Source organism: Curtobacterium sp. LFS079 (assembly GCF_047977865.1).
Classification (GTDB): domain Bacteria; phylum Actinomycetota; class Actinomycetes; order Actinomycetales; family Micrococcaceae; genus Arthrobacter.
In genome coordinates this window covers 353,792-372,328 of record NZ_JBFPFO010000001.1, presented here as the reverse complement: position 1 = coordinate 372,328, position 18,537 = coordinate 353,792, and the positions used below count along the sequence as shown (strand labels likewise).

General features: G+C 65.7%; 15 protein-coding genes and 1 pseudogene. 8 read left to right on the top strand and 8 right to left on the bottom strand.

Annotated elements, in window-relative coordinates; all coding sequences use genetic code 11:
- Positions 1-14: 14 nt before the first annotated feature.
- From paaD to ACNQPB_RS01760, 5 genes and pseudogenes are all read right to left on the bottom strand, one after another.
- Positions 15-557 (bottom strand): 1,2-phenylacetyl-CoA epoxidase subunit PaaD, encoded by a 543-nt coding sequence (gene paaD / locus ACNQPB_RS01780; protein ID WP_498748599.1) that lies wholly within the window; start codon positions 555-557, stop codon positions 15-17.
- Positions 554-1,492 carry a 1,2-phenylacetyl-CoA epoxidase subunit PaaC gene (gene paaC, locus ACNQPB_RS01775; protein WP_498748597.1) on the bottom strand — a complete coding sequence of 313 codons (939 nt, stop codon included), beginning with the start codon at positions 1,490-1,492 and terminating at the stop codon, positions 554-556. The genes paaD and paaC overlap by 4 nt, the downstream gene beginning before the upstream one ends.
- Positions 1,492-1,767: pseudogene (gene paaB / locus ACNQPB_RS01770) on the bottom strand (1,2-phenylacetyl-CoA epoxidase subunit PaaB); the annotation flags it as partial. The pseudogene paaB and the gene paaC, both read right to left, overlap by 1 nt.
- A gap of 32 nt (positions 1,768-1,799) precedes the next feature.
- On the bottom strand, positions 1,800-2,795 hold the full coding sequence (paaA, locus tag ACNQPB_RS01765) for a 1,2-phenylacetyl-CoA epoxidase subunit PaaA (protein WP_498748595.1): 996 nt from the start codon (positions 2,793-2,795) through the stop codon (positions 1,800-1,802).
- A 215-nt stretch (positions 2,796-3,010) separates the two neighbouring features.
- Positions 3,011-4,369, bottom strand: a complete 1,359-nt coding sequence (locus ACNQPB_RS01760; RefSeq protein ID WP_498748593.1) for a glycosyl hydrolase family 28-related protein — start codon at positions 4,367-4,369, stop codon at positions 3,011-3,013.
- 414 nt (positions 4,370-4,783) lie between these two features.
- On the opposite strand from ACNQPB_RS01760, the gene ACNQPB_RS01755 reads away from it, so the two are divergent.
- From ACNQPB_RS01755 to ACNQPB_RS01740, 4 genes are all read left to right on the top strand, one after another.
- On the top strand, positions 4,784-6,430 hold the full coding sequence (locus ACNQPB_RS01755) for an alkaline phosphatase D family protein (protein ID WP_498748592.1): 1,647 nt from the start codon (positions 4,784-4,786) through the stop codon (positions 6,428-6,430).
- A 95-nt stretch (positions 6,431-6,525) separates the two neighbouring features.
- The gene (locus ACNQPB_RS01750) at positions 6,526-7,131 is read left to right on the top strand and encodes an arsenate reductase/protein-tyrosine-phosphatase family protein (protein ID WP_498749070.1); all 606 of its coding nucleotides are present in this window, start codon (positions 6,526-6,528) and stop codon (positions 7,129-7,131) included.
- Between the two features lie 81 nt (positions 7,132-7,212).
- Positions 7,213-8,331, top strand: a complete 1,119-nt coding sequence (locus ACNQPB_RS01745; RefSeq protein WP_498748591.1) for an LCP family protein — start codon at positions 7,213-7,215, stop codon at positions 8,329-8,331.
- A 60-nt stretch (positions 8,332-8,391) separates the two neighbouring features.
- The gene (locus ACNQPB_RS01740) at positions 8,392-10,611 is read left to right on the top strand and encodes a S9 family peptidase (protein ID WP_498748590.1); all 2,220 of its coding nucleotides are present in this window, start codon (positions 8,392-8,394) and stop codon (positions 10,609-10,611) included.
- Here ACNQPB_RS01740 and ACNQPB_RS01735 read toward each other — a convergent pair.
- The gene (locus tag ACNQPB_RS01735; RefSeq protein ID WP_498748589.1) at positions 10,604-11,176 is read right to left on the bottom strand and encodes a GNAT family N-acetyltransferase; all 573 of its coding nucleotides are present in this window, start codon (positions 11,174-11,176) and stop codon (positions 10,604-10,606) included. The two genes, ACNQPB_RS01740 and ACNQPB_RS01735, sit on opposite strands and share 8 nt — an antisense overlap.
- Positions 11,177-11,287: 111 nt before the next feature.
- On the opposite strand from ACNQPB_RS01735, the gene ACNQPB_RS01730 reads away from it, so the two are divergent.
- The 4 genes from ACNQPB_RS01730 (at position 11,288) to ACNQPB_RS01715 (ending at position 15,291) form a co-directional block, all read left to right on the top strand.
- Positions 11,288-11,797, top strand: coding sequence for a hotdog fold thioesterase (locus tag ACNQPB_RS01730; protein ID WP_498748587.1), 510 nt, complete (start codon positions 11,288-11,290; stop codon positions 11,795-11,797).
- 6 nt (positions 11,798-11,803) lie between these two features.
- On the top strand, positions 11,804-13,153 hold the full coding sequence (paaK, locus tag ACNQPB_RS01725; protein ID WP_498748586.1) for a phenylacetate--CoA ligase PaaK: 1,350 nt from the start codon (positions 11,804-11,806) through the stop codon (positions 13,151-13,153).
- 83 nt (positions 13,154-13,236) lie between these two features.
- Positions 13,237-13,845 carry a TetR/AcrR family transcriptional regulator gene (locus ACNQPB_RS01720; protein WP_120522907.1) on the top strand — a complete coding sequence of 203 codons (609 nt, stop codon included), beginning with the start codon at positions 13,237-13,239 and terminating at the stop codon, positions 13,843-13,845.
- A 153-nt stretch (positions 13,846-13,998) separates the two neighbouring features.
- Positions 13,999-15,291 carry a haloacid dehalogenase-like hydrolase gene (locus tag ACNQPB_RS01715; protein WP_498748584.1) on the top strand — a complete coding sequence of 431 codons (1,293 nt, stop codon included), beginning with the start codon at positions 13,999-14,001 and terminating at the stop codon, positions 15,289-15,291.
- An 82-nt stretch (positions 15,292-15,373) separates the two neighbouring features.
- Here the strand turns inward: ACNQPB_RS01715 and paaZ are convergent, their stop codons facing one another.
- Together paaZ and ACNQPB_RS01705 are read right to left on the bottom strand one after the other, a co-directional pair.
- The gene (gene paaZ, locus ACNQPB_RS01710) at positions 15,374-17,473 is read right to left on the bottom strand and encodes a phenylacetic acid degradation bifunctional protein PaaZ (protein ID WP_498748582.1); all 2,100 of its coding nucleotides are present in this window, start codon (positions 17,471-17,473) and stop codon (positions 15,374-15,376) included.
- 122 nt (positions 17,474-17,595) lie between these two features.
- Complete coding sequence (locus ACNQPB_RS01705) at positions 17,596-18,375, bottom strand: tyrosine-protein phosphatase (protein WP_498748581.1); 780 nt, start codon at positions 18,373-18,375, stop codon at positions 17,596-17,598.
- Positions 18,376-18,537: the final 162 nt, after the last annotated feature.

The window sequence follows — 18,537 nt, the reverse complement described above, 5'->3', positions numbered from 1 at the left end:
GCTACCTTTTTCCTTTACAGCACTTTGAAGTAGTCGAACGGTTCCTTGCAGTCCTGGCAGACATACAGCGCCTTGCAGGAGGTGGAGCCGAAGCGGGTCAGTTCCTTGGTGTTCAGCGAAGAGCACTGCGGGCATTTGACCGCCAGGCTCAGCCGGACCGGGCCGGAGTGGCCGCCCGCCCGGGAATTGCCCGACGGCGGTGCGATGCCGTACTCCTGCAGCTTCGCCTTGCCGGATTCCGTCATCCAGTCCGTGGTCCAGGCCGGTGCCAGCACCAGATTCACGCGGACGTCCGCGTAGCCCGCTTTGGCGAAGGCGGACTTGAGATCGTCGCGGATCGCGTCCATCGCCGGGCAGCCCGAGTAGGTGGGCGTGATGGTGAGTTCGACGGCGGACCGGCCGGCACCGCCGTCGACGGCGTCTTCCAGCACGTGCACAGCGCGGAGGATCCCGAGGTCCTCGATGGTGAGCACCGGGATCTCGGGGTCGCAGACCGTGGCGGCGAGCGCCCAGGCTTTCTGCTCGGCCGCAGTCAGGGCGGTTTCCACGCTGGTCACCAGCTTGCTCCGGGGTGTTCGCGGGCGAGCACCTGCATTTCGGCCAGAACGTAGCCGAGGTGTTCGGAGTGCTTGCCGCGCCGGCCGCCGCCCAGGGACTGCGGGATGCGGTCCAGTCCCAGGCCGCCGTCGGCGTATTCCCCGCCAAGCTCCGCCTCGGCCAGGACCTCGCCAGTGAGGCGGCCGAAGTCTTCGCGCAGGGTGGAGGGCTGGACGCCGGTACCGGCGTCGGCCAGGCGCGCGGTGAGCTCGTCGTCTTCGAAGAGCTCATCGACGTACGGCCAGAGCAGCCGGAAGCCCTGGATGATGCGGCGCCGGGATTCCTCGGTGCCGCCGGCCAGACGCAGCACCCACTGTGCGCTGTGGTCGCGGTGGTAGTCCACTTCCTTGAGGGCCTTCGCAGCGATCGCGGCAACGGTGGCATCCGCGGACCCCGCGAGGCGCTTGTAGAGCTCGAACTGGTAGTAGCTCACGATGAACTGCCGTGCGATGGTCACGGCGAAGTCCCCGTTGGGCTGTTCGAACAGGTGCGCCGAGCGGAATTCGGGTTCGCGGCGGAAGTAGGCAAGCTCGTCTTCGCTCTTATCCCAATACGCGCCCGCGTAGGTCAGGAAGGAGCGGGCGTGGCCCAGCTGGTCCAAGGCGATGTTGCCCAGAGCGATGTCTTCTTCGAGCTCGGGAGCGCGGGAGATCCAGTGGCCAAGGCGCTGGGCCAGGATCAGGGCATCGTCGCCCAGGCGCAGGGCGTATTCGGCAACGTCCTCCCCCGGCTTGGCGGTTCCGCGGCGCACCTCGAGGGCGATGTCCTCCGGACGCAGGGCGTTGCCGGGGGTGATGCGGGTGGCGCTTGCCGAGCCGTCGCCGGAGGCGCCGGCACCGCTGACGCCCACGGAAATATCGCCGTGGCCTTCAATCGCGAAGTCGGTTTCGTTCATCACAGGTGCTTCACGCCTTCGCTCTTGGTGTAGTACGTGGCGTGGCGGTAGTCCTTGCCCTGCGGGGATTCGAAGAAGGAACCCTTCGAATCCGGGTCGCTGGAAGAAATCGCATCCGCCGGTACCACCCAGATGGACACCCCTTCATTGCGGCGGGTGTAAAGGTCTCGGGCGTTGCGGAGGGCCATGACGGCGTCCGGCGCGTGCAGCGAACCGGCGTGCACATGGGAAAGGCCGCGGCTTGAGCGGACGAACACTTCCCAGAGGGGCCAGGGGGTTTCCTTGGAGTGGGTCTCGGATGGCGTTGTCACGCTGCGTGCTCCTTCTGTGCTTGCTTGGCGGCGTAGGTTGCGGCGGCTTCGCGCACCCAGGCGCCGTCTTCGTGTGCCTGGCGGCGGCGTTCGATGCGTTGCGAGTTGCAGGGGCCCTTGCCGGCCAGGACGTCCTTGAATTCATTCCAGTCCAGCGGACCGTGTTCCCACTTCTTCGTCTCTTCGTTGAAACGGACGTCCGGGTCCGGCAGGGTCAGGCCCAGGACCCTGACCTGTTCGACCATCATGCCGACGAAGCGGCTGCGGAGCTCATCGTTGCTGAAGCGCTTGATGTTCCACGCCATGGACTGCTTGGAGTTCGGGGAATCATCGTCCGGCGGGCCGAACATCATGAGGGACGGGGCGTACCAGCGGTTCACCGCGTCCTGCGCCATCTGCTTCTGGGCGGCGGTGCCGTTGGACAGTTCCAGCAGGATCTCAAAGCCCTGGCGCTGGTGGAAGGACTCTTCCTTGCAGATGCGCACCATTGCGCGTCCGTAAGGTCCGTAGGAAGCCCGGCACAGCGGCACTTGGTTGCAGATTGCGGCTCCATCCACGAGCCAGCCGATCGCGCCCATGTCCGCCCAGGTCACGGCGGGGTAGTTGAAGATCGAGGAGTAGCGGGCCTTGCCGTCGATCAGGTCCTGCATCATCTTGTCGCGGCCCTGCCCCAAGGTTTCCGCGGCCGAATACAGGTAGAGACCGTGGCCGGCTTCGTCCTGCACCTTGGCCATGAGAATGGCCTTGCGCTTCAGGCTGGGAGCACGGGTGATCCAGTTGGCCTCGGGCTGCATGCCGATGATCTCAGAATGCGCGTGCTGCGATACCTGGCGCAGCAACGTCCTGCGGTATGCCTCCGGCATCCAGTCGCGTGGCTCGATCCGCGAATCCTCCGCGATGATCCGGTCAAAGTACGCCTGACCCGCGCGTTCCCGTTCCTGCTCTTCCGGGGACAGCTCAGCGGGCACAGACTGCAGGTTCTGCGATGCCATGGTTGCTCCTATATATTTACCGACCGTTCGTTCAGAATATGTGAGCAGGGTATTTTCAGTCAAGCGTTAGCTGACATCGATCGCGGTGCAGGGCAGCCGCATCCGCATCGCTTGCGGAACACAGCCGAGGGGCACCAAGACCGGCGAGGGTCAGCGGCGGTCTGCGGGACGGACGCGCCGGAAGCGCGACGGCCGGTTGCGCGCCGGTTCCTATCTCATTTACCGACCCAGCCGGTGCTGCCGTTTCCGCTCTGCTTGACGTAGAGGGACGTTCCAGCGGCACCGCTGAAGTTTTGGTAGGTCGAACCCACCGGTGCCACCTGGCGATACTCCGGACTGCCGGAGCCAACCAGCTGAAGAGGGCTGAGTGCCACGCCTCCCAGCACACACGTAGTGGCGAATTGAGCCGTGGTAGCACCCGTGATGGAAGCCAAGGTGAGGAAAAACTGATACCAGTTCTGCGATTTGTGAACGGCCACGAGCTTGCCCGACCCCAGCGAGGTAAGAGTGAAGGTAGCGCCGTTGAGACGCGCCCTCAACGTCGAACCCGAGTTGTTCAGCGCCCTGAAGTCCACAAAAGGCGGCGTGGTTACATTTGGCAGGTAGGCGTTGAAGTCCGTCGCCACCAGGGCGGCGGCATTCACACCGCTTGAGGCCACGCCCTTGAAGAGCGAAAACTCGGTAAGGCTGCTGGTCACGTAGCAGTCGCGAAAATTGATCGTACCGACGGAGATAGGACTATTCGGCCGGTTGAAGGAAACGCCGGCCTTGACGGCTTCCATATACGTCAGCCCGCCAACCACCAAGTGCGCGACACCCGTCCCTTCAACGGAAACGACACTGTCCAGCATATAAAGATTTGAATCCTGCAGTCCAACAGTTCCCAGGTAGCCCAATGACTTTATTCCAATTGGCGAGCGCGATAGTTGAAGACGCATCGAATGGAAAAGGCTCGTGTCCGTGGTTTCGATTGCGGCAACAGCCGCTTGATGAACCCTGACATTAACCATGCCCATTTCTTCGGATTTACGCACACGCAAAGGGTTCTTGGCGATATTAAATCCATCAATGACCAGATTCTGAATCAAATTCTGATATATAAAATCTGTCCCATTACCTACATCAATGCCTCCGCCGGCGTTGGTAAACCTAAGCACGGACGAGCCGGAGGGATCGCCAACCAGGGATGAATAGTTCGCTGTCATCTGCAGCCGCGTGGGGGACGGGATCAGATAAGTGCCCACAGGGAAGACCACCGCACCGTGTCCCGCGGCGCGAAGTGCTGCAGCTACGGCAGCCGAATCGTCGGCAACGCCATCGCCGACCGCCCCGTAGTCCTTGACGTTCACTGGCTGTTCCGAGCGCAGCACGTACTGGGCGGAAGGATCGATGACGGCCGGCACTTCCGAACCTACCGCCGCGGCAGCATTGGCTGGGCCGGAGGTCAGAGCCGACAAACCCTGGCTGGCGGCCACGGCCGTCGCTAGCGGAACGAATCCAATAATTCGCCGCCGCCCAATGTTGCCATCGTGCCGTGTCACCGGGCTACCCACCTGGTCATTGTCATTTTTCATGACGACGTCCCTATTCCCTGGCTCCCGTGAGGTAGTTTTTTCGGACGGCTGCTTGGGAGAAGAACAACCAGGCCCGAGGAACATGGCGGACCGGTTGGAAAGGCCTGGCTCGCCCAGATCGAGTCAAAGACGGAAGCCCTTCTCAAGTATCAGGATTCTGAACTTGATATGGCGCTCCATCCTGTTTCGAAAATAGTTGGGATTGGAACACCTGAACAACCGTAATTTGTACTCGTCTTATTTGCGGCTATTACCTGCCGTACCTGCACCGAGTACTCAATTGATACTCGGCGACTACTCGGACAATTCGCGCCAAACTCAAATTTGTCCCCCTGGCACTGACTGCAGGGATGCCTTGCAACACTTCACCTGAACCTCACTCCCCGTTCACTGCGGACCGGAACAGTGGAACCCATGACCGACTTTTCGCGCCGCACCCTCGTCAAAACGTCTCTCGCCACGATTGCCCTCGCCGGCGTGGCCACCGGAACCGCCGCCCCTGCATCCGCAGCTCCGTCCGCCGTCCCCCTGGTCCGTAGGCGCCTTATCCTCCCCAGCGGCATCGCCAGCGGGGACGTCACTTCATCGTCGGCCGTACTCTGGTCCCGCGCCTCCGGGCAGGGCAGGATCACTGCCACCCTGCGCGCCGTGGACGACGCCGGCAATGTCCTGCGCGGCCGCCACGCCTTCAACCGGGTGCTGCGCGGCCCCTGGGCCACCGAGGCCAACGACTTCACCGGGAAGATCCACGCGGACCGTCTGCCGGCCGGCACCCGTTTCGCCTACACCATCGGCTTCGAAGACGACGGCGGCGCCGTCAGCGAGACGCAACAGGGCACCTTCCGCACGGCCCCGGCCGCCGGGGAAAGCGCCTCAGGCAGCGGAGCGCCGTCGTCGGCTCCCCAAAGTTTCGTGTGGACCGGCGATACCGCCGGCCAGGGCTGGGGCATCAACGAAGACATCGGCGGCATGCGCGGCTACCAGGCTATGCATGCCACCCGCCCGGATTTCTTCATCCACTCCGGTGACACCATCTACGCCGACGGCCCCATCGCCGCCACGGTCACGGAAAAGGACGGCCAGGTCTGGCGGAACATCGTCACGGAGGAAGTCTCCAAGGTGGCCGAGACCCTCAAGGAATTCCGCGGCCGGCACCGCTACAACTCCATGGACGCGAACATGCGCGCCATGTTCGCCGACGTCCCGGTGATCGCCCAGTGGGACGACCACGAGACGCACAACAACTGGTACCCGGGACAGATCATCGACGACGCCCGCTACACGGAACGGAACGTCAACGTCCTGGCCGCCCGCGGCCGCCAGGCGTGGCAGGAGAACATGCCGATCGCGGACAGCAACGCGCTCTGGCGCCACGGAACCTTCGACGGCGCCAGCTACCAGCCCGCACGCATCTACCGGAAAATCTCCCGCGGACCGCAGCTGGACGTCTTCTGCCTGGACATGCGCACCTTCAAGTCCCCCAACACGGACGGGAAGGAGCCGTACGCCACCCGCATCCTGGGCCAGGAGCAGGTGGACTGGCTGATCCGCGAAGTCCGGGCGTCCAAGGCCACCTGGAAGGTCATCGCCGCGGACCTGCCGCTGGGCATCATCGTCCCGGACGGCCCCGTGAACCAGGAAAGTCTCTCCAACCGGGAGGACGGCGCACCGTTGGGGCGGGAGCTGGAGATCGCCGGTGTGCTCAGCGCCTTCAAGCGGTACGGCGTGAAGAACACTGTGTGGCTGACGGCGGACGTGCACTACTGCGCGGCGCACCACTACTCCCCGGACCGCGCCGCCTTCACGGACTTCGATCCCTTCTGGGAGTTCGTGGCCGGACCCATCAACGCCGGCTCCTTCGGGCCGAACGCCATGGACGGAACCTTCGGGCCGGAGGTGGTTTTCTCCCGCGCGGGCCGCTTTGCCGGGGAGTCCCCGCGCGACGGCGAAAACCAGTACTTCGGGCATGTGGAACTCGGCACGGACAACACCTTCAACGTCAGCCTGCGCAATGCCAACGGCTCCGTGCTGTTCAGCAAGGTCCTCATGCCGGAAGCCTGAGCCGGCCGCTTCGCGGCGCACATCCGGGTGCCTGCGTGTTAACTTTGGGACGGGCCTCCCTGGTCCAGCACGCCGTCACCGAAAGAGCCCTGTCCGTGGAACCCCTCGCGCCCGTCCGGATCCTCACCGTCTGCACCGGAAATATCTGCCGTTCCCCCGTCGCGGAAAGGCTTCTGCAAGCCGGGCTCGACCAGGTGCAAGCGGGAACATTCGAGGTGCGCAGCGCAGGAACGAAGGCCCTGGTGGGTGAGCCGATCCAACCCCGTTCGGCGGGGATCATCCAAATGTTCGGCGGCAGGGCGGACAACTTCGCGGCACGCCGGCTGACCCCGGAGATCCTGAAAGAGACGGACATCGTCCTCACCATGGCCACCGGCCACCGCGGGGACGTGGTCCACCTTGCTCCGGCCCTGCTCAAGCGCACGTTTACAGTGCGCGAGTTTGCCCGGATGCTGGAGGTCCTCCTGGCGCAGCAGGACGCGCCGGAGGGCCCGGCAGCCGCCGATGTCGCCGCGTTCTGGCGGGCACTGCCGGCACGTGCCGCTTCGGTCCGCCACCTTGCCCTGGCACCGGACGCCGACGGCGACGACGTCGCCGACCCCTACCGCAGGGGGCCCGAGGCCTACCAGAGGATGGAGGACGAACTGGCGCCTGCCTTGCTGTCGATCCTGAGGTTTGCCCGGATCAGCGCAGGCGGCTAAGCGGGACGCGGTGGGGCACCGTTGCCGAATTGCATCCTCCGACACGCTTGTTTTGCGCCGCGCCGGTGATAGTTTCCGGACATGGAGACTGAGCCGGATCCGGGCGGAGCTGCCAAGGATCCCACAGGAAACAATCCTTCTTCGACCGGCCGTTGGGGCTGGCTAAATGCCTTCCTCCACAGCCGCAAAGCGATCGTGGCCGCCCTGGCCGCGGTGCTGGTCCTCGGCACGGTGACCACAGCAATCCTGGTGAGCGTCAACCGGCCCGGCCAGTCCGCGGGGCCGACGTCAGGCAACGCCACAGAACCCGGTTTCACCGTCGCCCCCGGCCCCCTACTCCAGGCGGACCGCCCGGCCCCGCCCATCGCGCTGCCCGGACTGCCGGCCGGCCCGGTCAACATCCTGGTGATCGGCAGCGATATCCGCGGCAACGCCAAGGAAGCCGCCAAGCAGGCCGCTGCCACCGGCGGACAGGTGGATCAGCGCTCCGACATGATGATGCTGATGCACATTCCGGCCGACCGGAAGAAGGTCTACGGCATTTCGATCATGCGCGACCTCTGGGTGGACATCCCCGGCTACGGAGGCTCCAAGATCAACGCGAGCCTGCAATTCGGCGGCACGGCCTTGGTGGAGAAGACCATCGGGGGCCTGCTACACACGAAGATCACGTACTCCGTGATGGTGGACTTCAACACCTTCCGGGACATCGTGAACGGCCTGGGCGGCATCGATGTGAACTCTCCCGCAGACTTCACCGCCGCGGTCGACACCCAGCACCACTTCACCAAGGGCATCAACCACCTGAACGGCCAGGCCGCCCTGGAATTCGTCCGCGAGCGCCACGCCTTCCCGGACGGCGACTACCAGCGGGTGCGCGACCAGCAGGAATTCATCCGGGCAGTCATGGCCAAGCTGCGGAATTCAGGGATCCCCAAGGACGCAGGGAAGACACTCGCGTTCGTCACCAAGGTGGCCCCCAAACTGATCCTCGACAACGGGCTGGACGTCATGAAGCTCGCAGGCGTGGCCTATGCGCTGCGCGGGATCGACCCGCAAGCCGCGTCGTTCATGACCCTCCCGACGGCGGGGACGGGCACTTCGGCGGACGGCCAGTCGATCGTCGTGCCGGACTACGACGGGATCGCCCAGGTGGCGGATGCCCTTGCCAGGGACCGGCTGGACCAGCTCCCCAAGTAGCCGCTCCCCCGGTAGCGAACGCCCGCCGCTTTGGGGCGCGCCGCTCTATATATTGAGTCCATGACCCAGACTCCGCTGCAGAACACCACGGCCGTGCCGCCTGTCGCCAAGAAGGTTCCGTCCACCCGGGAGCACCACGGGGACGTCTTCGTGGACAACTACGAGTGGCTGCGGGAGAAGGAATCCCCGGAGGTCGTGGAGCACCTCAAGGCCGAAAACGCCTACCAGGAGTCCGTGACGGCGCACCAGGAACCGCTGCGCGAGGCCATCTTCCTGGAGATCAAGGGCCGTACCCAGGAGACGGATCTTTCCGTGCCGGGCCGCAAGGACGGCTGGTGGTACTACACCCGATCCGTGGAGGGCAAGGAGTACGGCATCCAGTGCAGGGTGCAGGCGCAGGACTCCGGCGACCCGGTGGCCGACTGGACGCCGCCCGCCGTCGAGCCCGGCGTCGAGCTCCCGGGCGAGGAAGTCCTGCTGGACGGCAACGCCGAGGCCGAGGGCAAGCCGTTCTTCTCCGTGGGCGGCACCGCGGTGACGATCGACGGGAACCTTTACGCCTACGCCGTGGACAACTCCGGCGAAGAGCGCTTCACCGTCCGCTTCAAGGACCTGCGCAGCCGCGAACTGCTGCCGGACGTGATCGAGAACGCCTTCTACGGACTGGCCTTCTCCCCCGACGGCGCCCGCCTGTTCTACACGGTGGTGGACGATTCCTGGCGCCCCTACCAGGTCAAGGCGCACGTACTCGGCACCCCCGTGGAGCAGGACCAGATCCTGTACCAGGAGGACGACCCGGCCATGTGGCTCGGCTTCGAGCTCTCCTCGGACCGCCGCCACCTGGTGCTCAGCATCGGCTGCTCGGAGTTCAGTGAGACGCGCCTGCTGCGCTTCGACGACTACGATGCCGGCCTGTCCACCGTGGTTTCCCGCGACGAACACCTGCTCTACGAGGCGGAGCCGTTCCTGCTTGAGGGGCCCGACGGCCGGAAGGCCGAGACCATCCTGCTCACCCACAACAAGGACGCCATCAACTCGATGGTCTCCGTGGCTGACCCGGCGGAATTTGCCAAGCCGCTCGCAGAGCAGCACTGGCGCACCGTCGTCGAACACTCCGACGAAGTCCGCGTCAACGGCGCGGGCGTCACCGCCACCCACCTGGTGGTCTCGGTCCGGCAGGACACCATCGAGCGGGTCCAGGTCATCCCGCTGGCCGGCCTCGGCACCCCGGAGCAGGCAACTGCGGTGGAGCCGGCGTTCGACGAAGAGCTCTACACCGCAGGAGTTTCCGGTTCGGACTACGAAGCCCCGGTGATCCGCATGGGCTACACCTCCTACTTCACGCCATCGCGGGTGTACGACTTTGTGCTGCCCGCGGCTGAGCAACCGCAAGGCGAGCTGCTGCTGCGCAAGGAGAGCCCGGTGCTGGGCGGATACTCCGCCGCGGACTACGTCGCCACCCGCGAATGGGCGGTGGCCGACGACGGCACCCGGGTGCCGCTGTCCGTGCTGCGGCACGCCTCGCTCACACAGGATTCGACGGCGGCCGGCCTGGTCTACGGATACGGCTCCTACGAGCTCAGCATGGACCCGGGATTCGGCGTGGCGCGGTTGTCGCTGCTGGACCGCGGCATCGTCATGGTGATCGCGCACATCCGTGGCGGCGGCGAACTGGGCCGCCACTGGTACGAGGACGGCAAGAAGCTCAACAAGAAAAACACGTTCACGGACTTCGTGGCGGCCACGGACTGGCTGGCCGGCTCCGGCTGGGTGGCACCGGACCGCATCGCCGCGATGGGCGGCTCCGCGGGCGGCCTGTTGATGGGCGCCGTGGCCAACCTTGCACCCGAAAAGTACGCCGCGGTGGTGGCCCAGGTGCCGTTCGTGGACGCGCTCACCACCATCCTGGACCCGGAGCTTCCGCTGTCCGCCTTGGAGTGGGAGGAGTGGGGCAACCCCATCACGGATCCCGAGGCGTACGCCTACATGAAGTCCTACACTCCGTACGAGAACATCCGGGCCGTGGCCTATCCGAAGATCGCTGCGGTGACCTCCTTCAACGACACCCGGGTGCTCTACGTGGAGCCGGCCAAGTGGGTACAGGCGCTACGCGAAACCACCACCGGTTCCGAACCGGTAGTGATGAAGATCGAAATGGACGGCGGGCACGGCGGCGCATCCGGCCGGTACGTGCAGTGGCGGGAACGGGCCTGGGACTACGCCTATGTGGCGGATTCGCTCGGTGCCACGGAGCTGCTGCCGGGAGCCGGGCTCAAGTAGCCGCGTTCCTGCTTTCACGCCGGCGCCATTCGGAGTCGAGCATGGCGTAGATCAGCTCCGTGGACCACTGGCCCTTGTAGTGCCAGTGGTCCACCAGGGTCGCTTCCAGCCGCATCCCAAGCCGTTCGCAGATTCCGGCCGAGCCTTTGTTGAGCGCGTCCAGCTTGGCGTCGATACGGTGGAACATCAGGGTGTCGAAGCCCAGGCGGAGCACCGCTTCCGCGGCCTCGGTGGCGTAGCCCTGCCCGCGGCCCTCCGGTGCCATAATCCAGCCGATTTCCGCCTGGCCGGTGCCCGGGAGCCATTTCAGGACCACCTCGCCGATGAGCCCGGGCTCGTCTGCCCGCTCGATGGCCAGGCAGGCCCAGTCCCCCTCCTTCTCGAAGGTGAAGTTGGCGTAGCGGCCCAGGGCTTCCATGGCCTGCGTGATGCTCAATTCGGGCCGGAGCAGGAACCGCGCCGTGTCCGGCAGGGACTGGTAAGCATGGAACCGTTCGAGGTCGCCGGCACCGAAGCGGCGCAGCAGCAACCTCTCGGTGCGGATGGGCAATTCGATGCTTGGCATGCTCCGAGGCTACCCCTCCGTCCCGGCGCCGGCCGTTGTGGCCCTTGACACTTCCGCCGATCTGGGATTACCTAATGAACATTCGGTAAATAAAACTGGAGGCAATGACGCATGGTTGAGACCGCCCTTTCCGATGCAGTTCAGGGACACGGTGCAGTGCAGCACCATCTGCTCAAGAACGACCACGCCTCCGAATGGATGGGACTCGAGGTCATCCGCCTCGACGACGGCCACGCCACTATCCGGATGACCCTGCGCAAGGAAATGCTCAATGGCTTCGGCATGGCCCACGGCGGAATGATCTTCGCCTTCGGTGACACCGCCTTCGCGCTGGCGTGCAACCCCGCCAATCCCACGCCGTCGCAGGCCCGCAACATCACGGTGGCTTCCGGCGTCGACATCAACTTCCTGCAGCCCTCGTTCAAGGGCCAGGTGATCACCGCCGTCGCGAACCGCCGTGCACACACCGGGCGCAGCGGACTCTACGACGTGCAGATCTTCGCCGCGGACCCCGGCTCCATTGGCGACCCGTCCGCGGACCCCGACTCCGACGGCCCCGCAAGCTACGGCGAACTCATCGCAGAGTTCCGTGGCCGCAGCCGCACCATCTCCAAGAAGTAGGCAGACATGACCCAGAACACCACCACCCTCAACGCCACGCAGCAGGACGCCCCGCTGGACCGCGAGGAAACCATCTCCCGTGACGAGCTGGAGGCACTCCAGCTCAGCCGCCTGCAGCACACCGTGGCGTACGCCTACGAGCGCGTGCCGCTGTACAAGCGCAAGTTCGACGACGCCGGCGTCCACCCCTCTGACCTGCGCGAACTCGGCGACCTGGGCAAGTTCCCCTACACCACCAAGGAGGACCTCCGCCTGGAGTACCCCTTCGGCATGTTCGCCGTACCGCAAAACGAAGTGGCCCGCATCCACGCCAGCTCCGGCACCACCGGCCGCCCCACGGTGGTGGGCTACACGAAGAACGACCTCGCAAATTGGGCGCGTCTGGTGGCCAGGTCCCTGCGTGCCTCCGGAGTCCGGCCGGGCATGAAGGTCCACAACGCCTACGGCTACGGGCTCTTCACCGGCGGCCTGGGCGCCCACGCCGGCGCCGAGGCGCTGGGCTGCACCGTCATCCCGATGTCCGGCGGGCAGACCGAACGCCAGATCCAGCTCATCCAGGACTTCCAGCCGGATGCCATCCTGGCCACGCCCACCTACCTGCTGACGATCGCGGACGCCATGGCCCACATGGGCATCGACCCGACCTCCACCTCCCTGAAGTACGCCGTGCTCGGCGCCGAACCGTGGACCGAGGAAATGCGCCACGAGCTCGAAACCACCATGAATATCAAGGCCTGCGACATCTACGGCCTCTCCGAAGTCATGGGCCCGGGCGTCGCGGGCGAGGCCGTGGAGACGCAGGACGGCTCGCACATCTGGGAGGACCACTTCCGCCCCGAGATCATCGATCCCTTCGAGCCGGAGCGCGGCGCGGCTTCGGTGCTGGGCGACGGCGAACCCGGGGAGCTGGTGTTCACCTCGCTCACCAAGGAAGCCCTGCCGATCATCCGCTACCGCACCAAGGACCTCACACGCCTGCTGCCCGGCACCGCACGCCCGGCGCACCGCCGCATGGGCAGGATCACCGGCCGCAGCGACGACATGATCATCCTGCGCGGGGTGAACCTGTTCCCCTCGCAGATCGAGGAAATCGCCCTGCGCATCCCGGAGCTCAGCCCGCATTTCCAGCTGGAGATCACCCGCCCCGAGGGCAAGCGGATGGACACCCTCACGGTAAAGATCGAGCGCCGCGAGGGCGTCTCCCCTGAGGGCGGCACGACGGCGGGAAACGCCTTGCGCGAGCAGATCAAGATCCATGTGGGTTCTTCGTGCGTGATCGACGTCGTCGAACCGGGGTCGCTGGAGCGATCGAACGGCAAGCTGCGCCGTATCTACGATCTGCGGCCCAAGGGCTGAGCACCACGGAACCACAGAGGCACTGCGCGCCACCGGGCGCAATCTAAGCGGTCAGGGGAACCGGACATGGGAAAATAGCGGACATGCCGAAGGAAACAGCAACAGCAAGCAAGCGCGGGCGGCCGGGCTACGACCAGCAGTCGGTGCTGCGCATCGCCGTCGACGTCTTCAACCGCCACGGCTACGATGCCACCTCCATGGGCATCCTGGCCGAGAACCTCGGCATCTCGAAGTCTGCGATCTACCACCACGTGCCGTCGAAGGGCGAGCTGCTCAAACTCGCCCTCGACCACGCCCTCGGCGGCCTGGAAGCAATCCTCGAGCAGCCCGAGGCCACGTCCGGGCCCGCCGACGCCCGGCTGGAGTTCGTGCTGCGGCAGACCATCTCGGTCCTCGTGGAACGGCTCCCCTTCGTCACCCTGCTGTTGCGCCTGCGCGGCAACACCGAGATCGAACGCAACGCGCTCGAACGCCGCCGCGCCTTCGACCACAAGGTAGCCGCGCTGATTTCGGATGCCCGCGAGGAAGGGTCATTGCGCCAGGACATCGATCCGCGCACTGTAACCAGGCTTCTGTTCGGCACCATCAACTCGATCGTGGAGTGGTACAAGCCGGGCGGTTCGCTTTCCCCCCAGCGCCTGGCCGACGACGTCATCACCATGGCGTTCGACGGCCTGCACGCCTCGGTCTAAAGCGCCAACCCGGCCTGCCGCCGGTGCGGAGGCCGCTCCACAACGCACAGTGCGCGCCATGTTGCACTATATACAACAACCCCACCTCGCTGCTACGGTCTGTTTTCATACCACTTAGTGGTCTGTTTCACACCAAACAGAGGGGAATATCGCATGCATCGTGGTACCCGCTATACCGTCGCAGCCGCCGCCCTTGGCGGCCTCCTGGCACTCACGTCCTGTGCGGGAACAGCAGCCGGCACGGCCCCGGCAAGCAGCGCACCGCCGTCGGCCGCCTGCCGACAACTGGACCCGAAGCTCGAATGGCCGCAGGGCGTCCGCGAAAAACTGCAGGCCGCCATTGACGCGCACAGCAACTGCACCGGAACGTTCCAGGGCGGCACGGCCCCGGTGGCAATCTTCGACTGGGACAACACGGTCGTCAAGAACGACATCGGCTACGGCACCAACTTCTGGATGCTGCGCAACGACAAGATCCTGCAGCCGGAAAACAAGGACTGGAAGACCACCAGCCCGTACCTGACCGACACCGCGGCCAAGGCCCTCAGCGCAGCCTGTGGCACGGACACCCCGGCCGGCAAGCCCCTGAAGACCAGCAGCGATACGGATTGCGCCGACGAAATCCTGGCGATCCTGGATGGCAAGACCCGCGCGGGCGATGAAGCCTTCGCCGGATTCAACGCCCGCCGGGTCACGGGCTCCTACGCCTGGGGCACGGCGCTGTCCGCGGGCTACACCCAGGAAGAACTCGGCCAGTTCGCCACTGCGATGAAGAAGGAGAACCTGGCAGCCCCGGAAGGCGCCACGCAGACCGTGGGCACCCAAAAGGTTGACGGCTACATCCGGGTCTACCCGCAGATCAAGGACCTGATCGGCACGCTGACGGCGCATGGGATTGTGCCTTGGGTGGTTTCTGCCTCCCCCGAACCCGTGGTGAAAGCCTGGTCCGGCGAAGCGGGCATCGACGCCGGGCACGTGGTGGGCGTGCGCAGCGTCTACGTGGACGGCCGGCAGACAACGCATTTGAAAGGATGCGGCGGCGAGCCGGACGGCGCCGATTCGGTCATGACCTACATGGACGGAAAGCGGTGCTGGGCCAACCAGGAAATCTTCGGCGTCACAGGCGCAGCAGCCTTTGAGCAACTTCCGGCGGAGCGCAGGCAGATCATTGCCGCCGGCGACTCCGGCACGGACGTGACGTTCGTCGGAGACGCGACGGACGCCCGGCTGGTGGTCAACCGCAACAACACGGAACTGATGTGCCGCGCCTACGACAACGAGGGCGGAAGGTGGCTCATCACGCCGATGTTCATCGACCCGAAGCCACAGCGCAAGGACCCGTACCCCTGCTCCACCAAGGGCTTCACCACGCCGGAAAACGGCAAGAAGCCCATCACCCGCACGGACGGTGGAGTGATCGCGGACCAGAAGGACAGCGTGCACTAGCCCGGCCAGTACATTCTGTCCGCCTGCCCGCCGTGCGTCACGCGCACGGCGGGCAGGTGCCGGAGGGTTCTCTGCGTTGCGGTTACTTCGCCACGAGCGTCAGCACGTCGTAAGTGGCCACAGTCTCGTCGTTCTGGTTCGTCAGCACGGCGTCCCAGGCAACTTCACCGTATTCGTCGGTCTCGCGCGGGGTGATCTTCTTGGCCGTGAGGACCACCCGGAAGGAATCCCCCGCGGCCAGGGGCGTGGTGAAGCGCAGGTTTTCAAGTCCGTAATTGGCCAGCACAGGGCCTGGCGCCGGTTCCACGAAGAGCCCGGCGGCCCAGCTCAGCTGCAGGTAGCCGTGCGCCACGATCCCCGGGAAGAAGGGGTTGGCCGCGGCGGCTTCCTCGTTGGTGTGGGCATAGAAGGTGTCCCCCGTGGTGTTGGCGAAGGCGGTAATGTCCTCCAGCGTCACCTGGCGCAGCTCCGAGCGGAAAGCATCGCCGATCCGCAGCTCGGCCAGGGACTTGCGGAAGGGGTGGACGCCTTCGCTTTCCAGGGTGAAGTTCCGGTCCGCGCCGCTGTGCCAGACACCGGTGACGGCGGTCAGCATGTTGGGCGAACCCTGGATGGCCGTGCGCTGCATGTGGTGGAGCACCGAGCGGATGCCGCCCAGTTCCTCACCGCCGCCGGCGCGTCCGGGACCGCCGTGCACCAGGTGCGGCACCGGCGAGCCGTGGCCGGTGGAGGTGCGGGCGTCCTCGCGGTTGAGCATGAGCACTCGGCCGTGGTGGGCGGCGATGCCGGTCACGAGGGTCCGGGCCACTTCGGGATCGTTGGTGCAGACAGTGGCCACCAGTGAGCCGCTGCCCAGGGCGGCGAGGCGCACGGCGTCCTCGAGGTGCCGGTAGCCGATCACCGACGACACCGGGCCGAAAGCCTCCCGTGAGTGGACCTCCTGCGCTTCGGCGTCGGCCCAGCTCAGCAGCAGGGGCGACATGAACGCGCCGTCCTCCACCACCCCCACGGTGCCGTCCGCACGAGTGACCGACGGCGAATCAAGCGTTCCGTACGCGAGCTCGCCGCCGGCGTCGAGCATGGACTGCACGGCCGCGCGGACATCAGCAAGCTGCTCCAGGGACGCGAGCGCACCCATGGTGACGCCCTCGGCGCGCGGGTCGCCGAGCACGACGCGCTCGTTGATGCGGGTGCCGACGGCGGCAACGACGTCGGCCACGAGGTCCTGCGGGACGATGGTCCTGCGGATCGACGTGCACTTCTGCCCGGCCTTGACCGTCATTTCCGTGACGACGGACTTGATGAAGGCGTCGAACTCGGGGGTGCCGGGAACGGCATCCGGGCCGAGGATGGCGGCGTTCAACGAGTCGGTTTCGGAGGTGAAGCGCACGCCGCCAGTGACGACGTTGGGGTGCGACTTCAGCGAGTTGGCCGTGGAGGCCGAGCCGGTGAAGGCCATGAGGTCGCGGTAGTCGAGCTCGTCCAGCAGGGTCCGGGCAGAGCCGGAGATCAGCTGCAGCGAGCCTGCGGGGAGGATGCCGGATTCGACAATGGCCCGGACCACGGCGGCGGCCAGGTAGCCCGACGGCGTGGCCGGTTTGGCGATGGTGGGCACGCCGGCGAGGAAGGCGGGCGCGAATTTCTCCAGCATGCCCCAGACCGGGAAGTTGAAGGCGTTGATCTGTGCGGCAACGCCGGGAATCCGGGTGTAGATGTGTTCGCCGGCGAAGGAGCCGTCCTTGGACAAAACCTCCATGGGCCCGTCCACCACCACCTGGGAGTTGGGCAGTTCGCGGCGGCCCTTCGAGCCGAAGGTGAAGAGGACGCCGATTCCGCCGTCGATGTCCACCATCGAGTCGATCCTGGTGGCGCCGGTTTTGAAGGAAACCTCGTAGAACTCCTCGCGCCGGCCATTGAGGTACTGGGCGAGTTCCTTGAGCTTGAGCGCGCGCTGGTGGAAGGTGAGCTTCCCCAGTTCGCGCTGGCCCACCGTGCGGCCGTAGTCGACGACGGCGGCCAGGTCCAGGCCCTCGGTGCTCACCTTGGCCAGCAGCTCGCCGGTGCTCGCGTCGCGGACGGGGACGCCGTCCACCGCGGCGGCGGGAGCCCACCACGCTCCTTGGACGAAGCTGGGAACGGTCTGTACGGCCGTTACTTCCGGAGCGACTGCGGTACTGGTCATCGTCGACGGGTCCTTCCAAAGCATGGGCGTGAACGGAACCGAACGGCGGAAAATCCTTCAGCAAAATTACTGACCGGCCGTTCGGTAATGATTACTAGAATACATGACGGCCCCTGCCCCTGTTAATGGTCCGGGCGCGATTCCTTGGCGGCTGGCCTTAACTTGGTATCCGGCTGCAACTTCGCACCCGGCTGTAACTTGGCACGAACAGCTTCGATTTCCGATGCGGTGAGCCCGTTGGCCATGAGGAAGCCCGGGACGTCCAAGGAACGGACGAACTCCAGCAGGCTTGCCTCGCGCGCTTCAAGCAACGCCTCAAGGCTGGCCTCATCCAGATAGCGTTCGTGGACATGCGGCACGCCGTGGGTGCGGTGGCGTTCGTTGATGCCGCGCATTCCCTGCCGGTAGCCGCGGACAATCTCCGCCTCGCCGGCGCCGGCGAGGCGCTGGAGCATGACGGCGACGATTCCGCTGCGGTCCCGGCCGGCCGAGCAGTGCACCACGACCTTTCCCCGGGCGGCCGCGATCGCCTTGAATACGGCGGCAAGCCGGGCGGAGAAAAGCCGCAGGTAGTGGCCGTAGTGCGCCGGATCCTTCAGGTACGGGCCGAACAGCTCGCCGAACTCCTCGGCATCCGGGTCTTCAGTGGGGCACTGCACCACATCGAATCGCTGGAGCAGTTCCGCGGGAACGTCCGGATCGGTGTCCCTGGGTTGCCGCTCGCGAAGGGTCCGCAGGTCGATCACCGTGCGGACACCGTCGTCGTACATCTGCTGCCAGCCGCCGGCGGTGAGCCATTCACGCCGGCCCATCCGGTACACGTCGCCGGCTATCTGCCAGGCATTCACGGCGCCGTCCCAGGCCACGCCTCCGCGGAGCGACGCCGCCTCCCTCCCATCCATACCAGCCAGCTAAGCACAGCTTGCGGAAAAGCCGAAGGGAGTCTTGTGCCGCCAACGTGACGCGTGTCATACTTTCATTCGATGCGCATCGACGATACGTATCGACGAATGGCGATCAAGGCATAATGGCCACGATGCAACAGCTACCCGGCAGCGACAAAG

Coding starts and splice junctions, on each gene's coding strand:
- ACNQPB_RS01755 (WP_498748592.1), top strand. CDS start 4,784: ATGACCGACTTTTCGCGCCGCACCCTCGTCAAAACGTCTCTCGCCACG.
- ACNQPB_RS01740 (WP_498748590.1), top strand. CDS start 8,392: ATGACCCAGACTCCGCTGCAGAACACCACGGCCGTGCCGCCTGTCGCC.
- ACNQPB_RS01715 (WP_498748584.1), top strand. CDS start 13,999: ATGCATCGTGGTACCCGCTATACCGTCGCAGCCGCCGCCCTTGGCGGC.
- paaC (WP_498748597.1), bottom strand. CDS start 1,492: ATGAACGAAACCGACTTCGCGATTGAAGGCCACGGCGATATTTCCGTG.
- ACNQPB_RS01745 (WP_498748591.1), top strand. CDS start 7,213: ATGGAGACTGAGCCGGATCCGGGCGGAGCTGCCAAGGATCCCACAGGA.
- ACNQPB_RS01760 (WP_498748593.1), bottom strand. CDS start 4,369: ATGAAAAATGACAATGACCAGGTGGGTAGCCCGGTGACACGGCACGAT.
- ACNQPB_RS01720 (WP_120522907.1), top strand. CDS start 13,237: ATGCCGAAGGAAACAGCAACAGCAAGCAAGCGCGGGCGGCCGGGCTAC.
- ACNQPB_RS01705 (WP_498748581.1), bottom strand. CDS start 18,375: ATGGATGGGAGGGAGGCGGCGTCGCTCCGCGGAGGCGTGGCCTGGGAC.
- ACNQPB_RS01735 (WP_498748589.1), bottom strand. CDS start 11,176: ATGCCAAGCATCGAATTGCCCATCCGCACCGAGAGGTTGCTGCTGCGC.
- paaA (WP_498748595.1), bottom strand. CDS start 2,795: ATGGCATCGCAGAACCTGCAGTCTGTGCCCGCTGAGCTGTCCCCGGAA.
- paaK (WP_498748586.1), top strand. CDS start 11,804: ATGACCCAGAACACCACCACCCTCAACGCCACGCAGCAGGACGCCCCG.
- ACNQPB_RS01730 (WP_498748587.1), top strand. CDS start 11,288: ATGGTTGAGACCGCCCTTTCCGATGCAGTTCAGGGACACGGTGCAGTG.
- paaZ (WP_498748582.1), bottom strand. CDS start 17,473: ATGACCAGTACCGCAGTCGCTCCGGAAGTAACGGCCGTACAGACCGTT.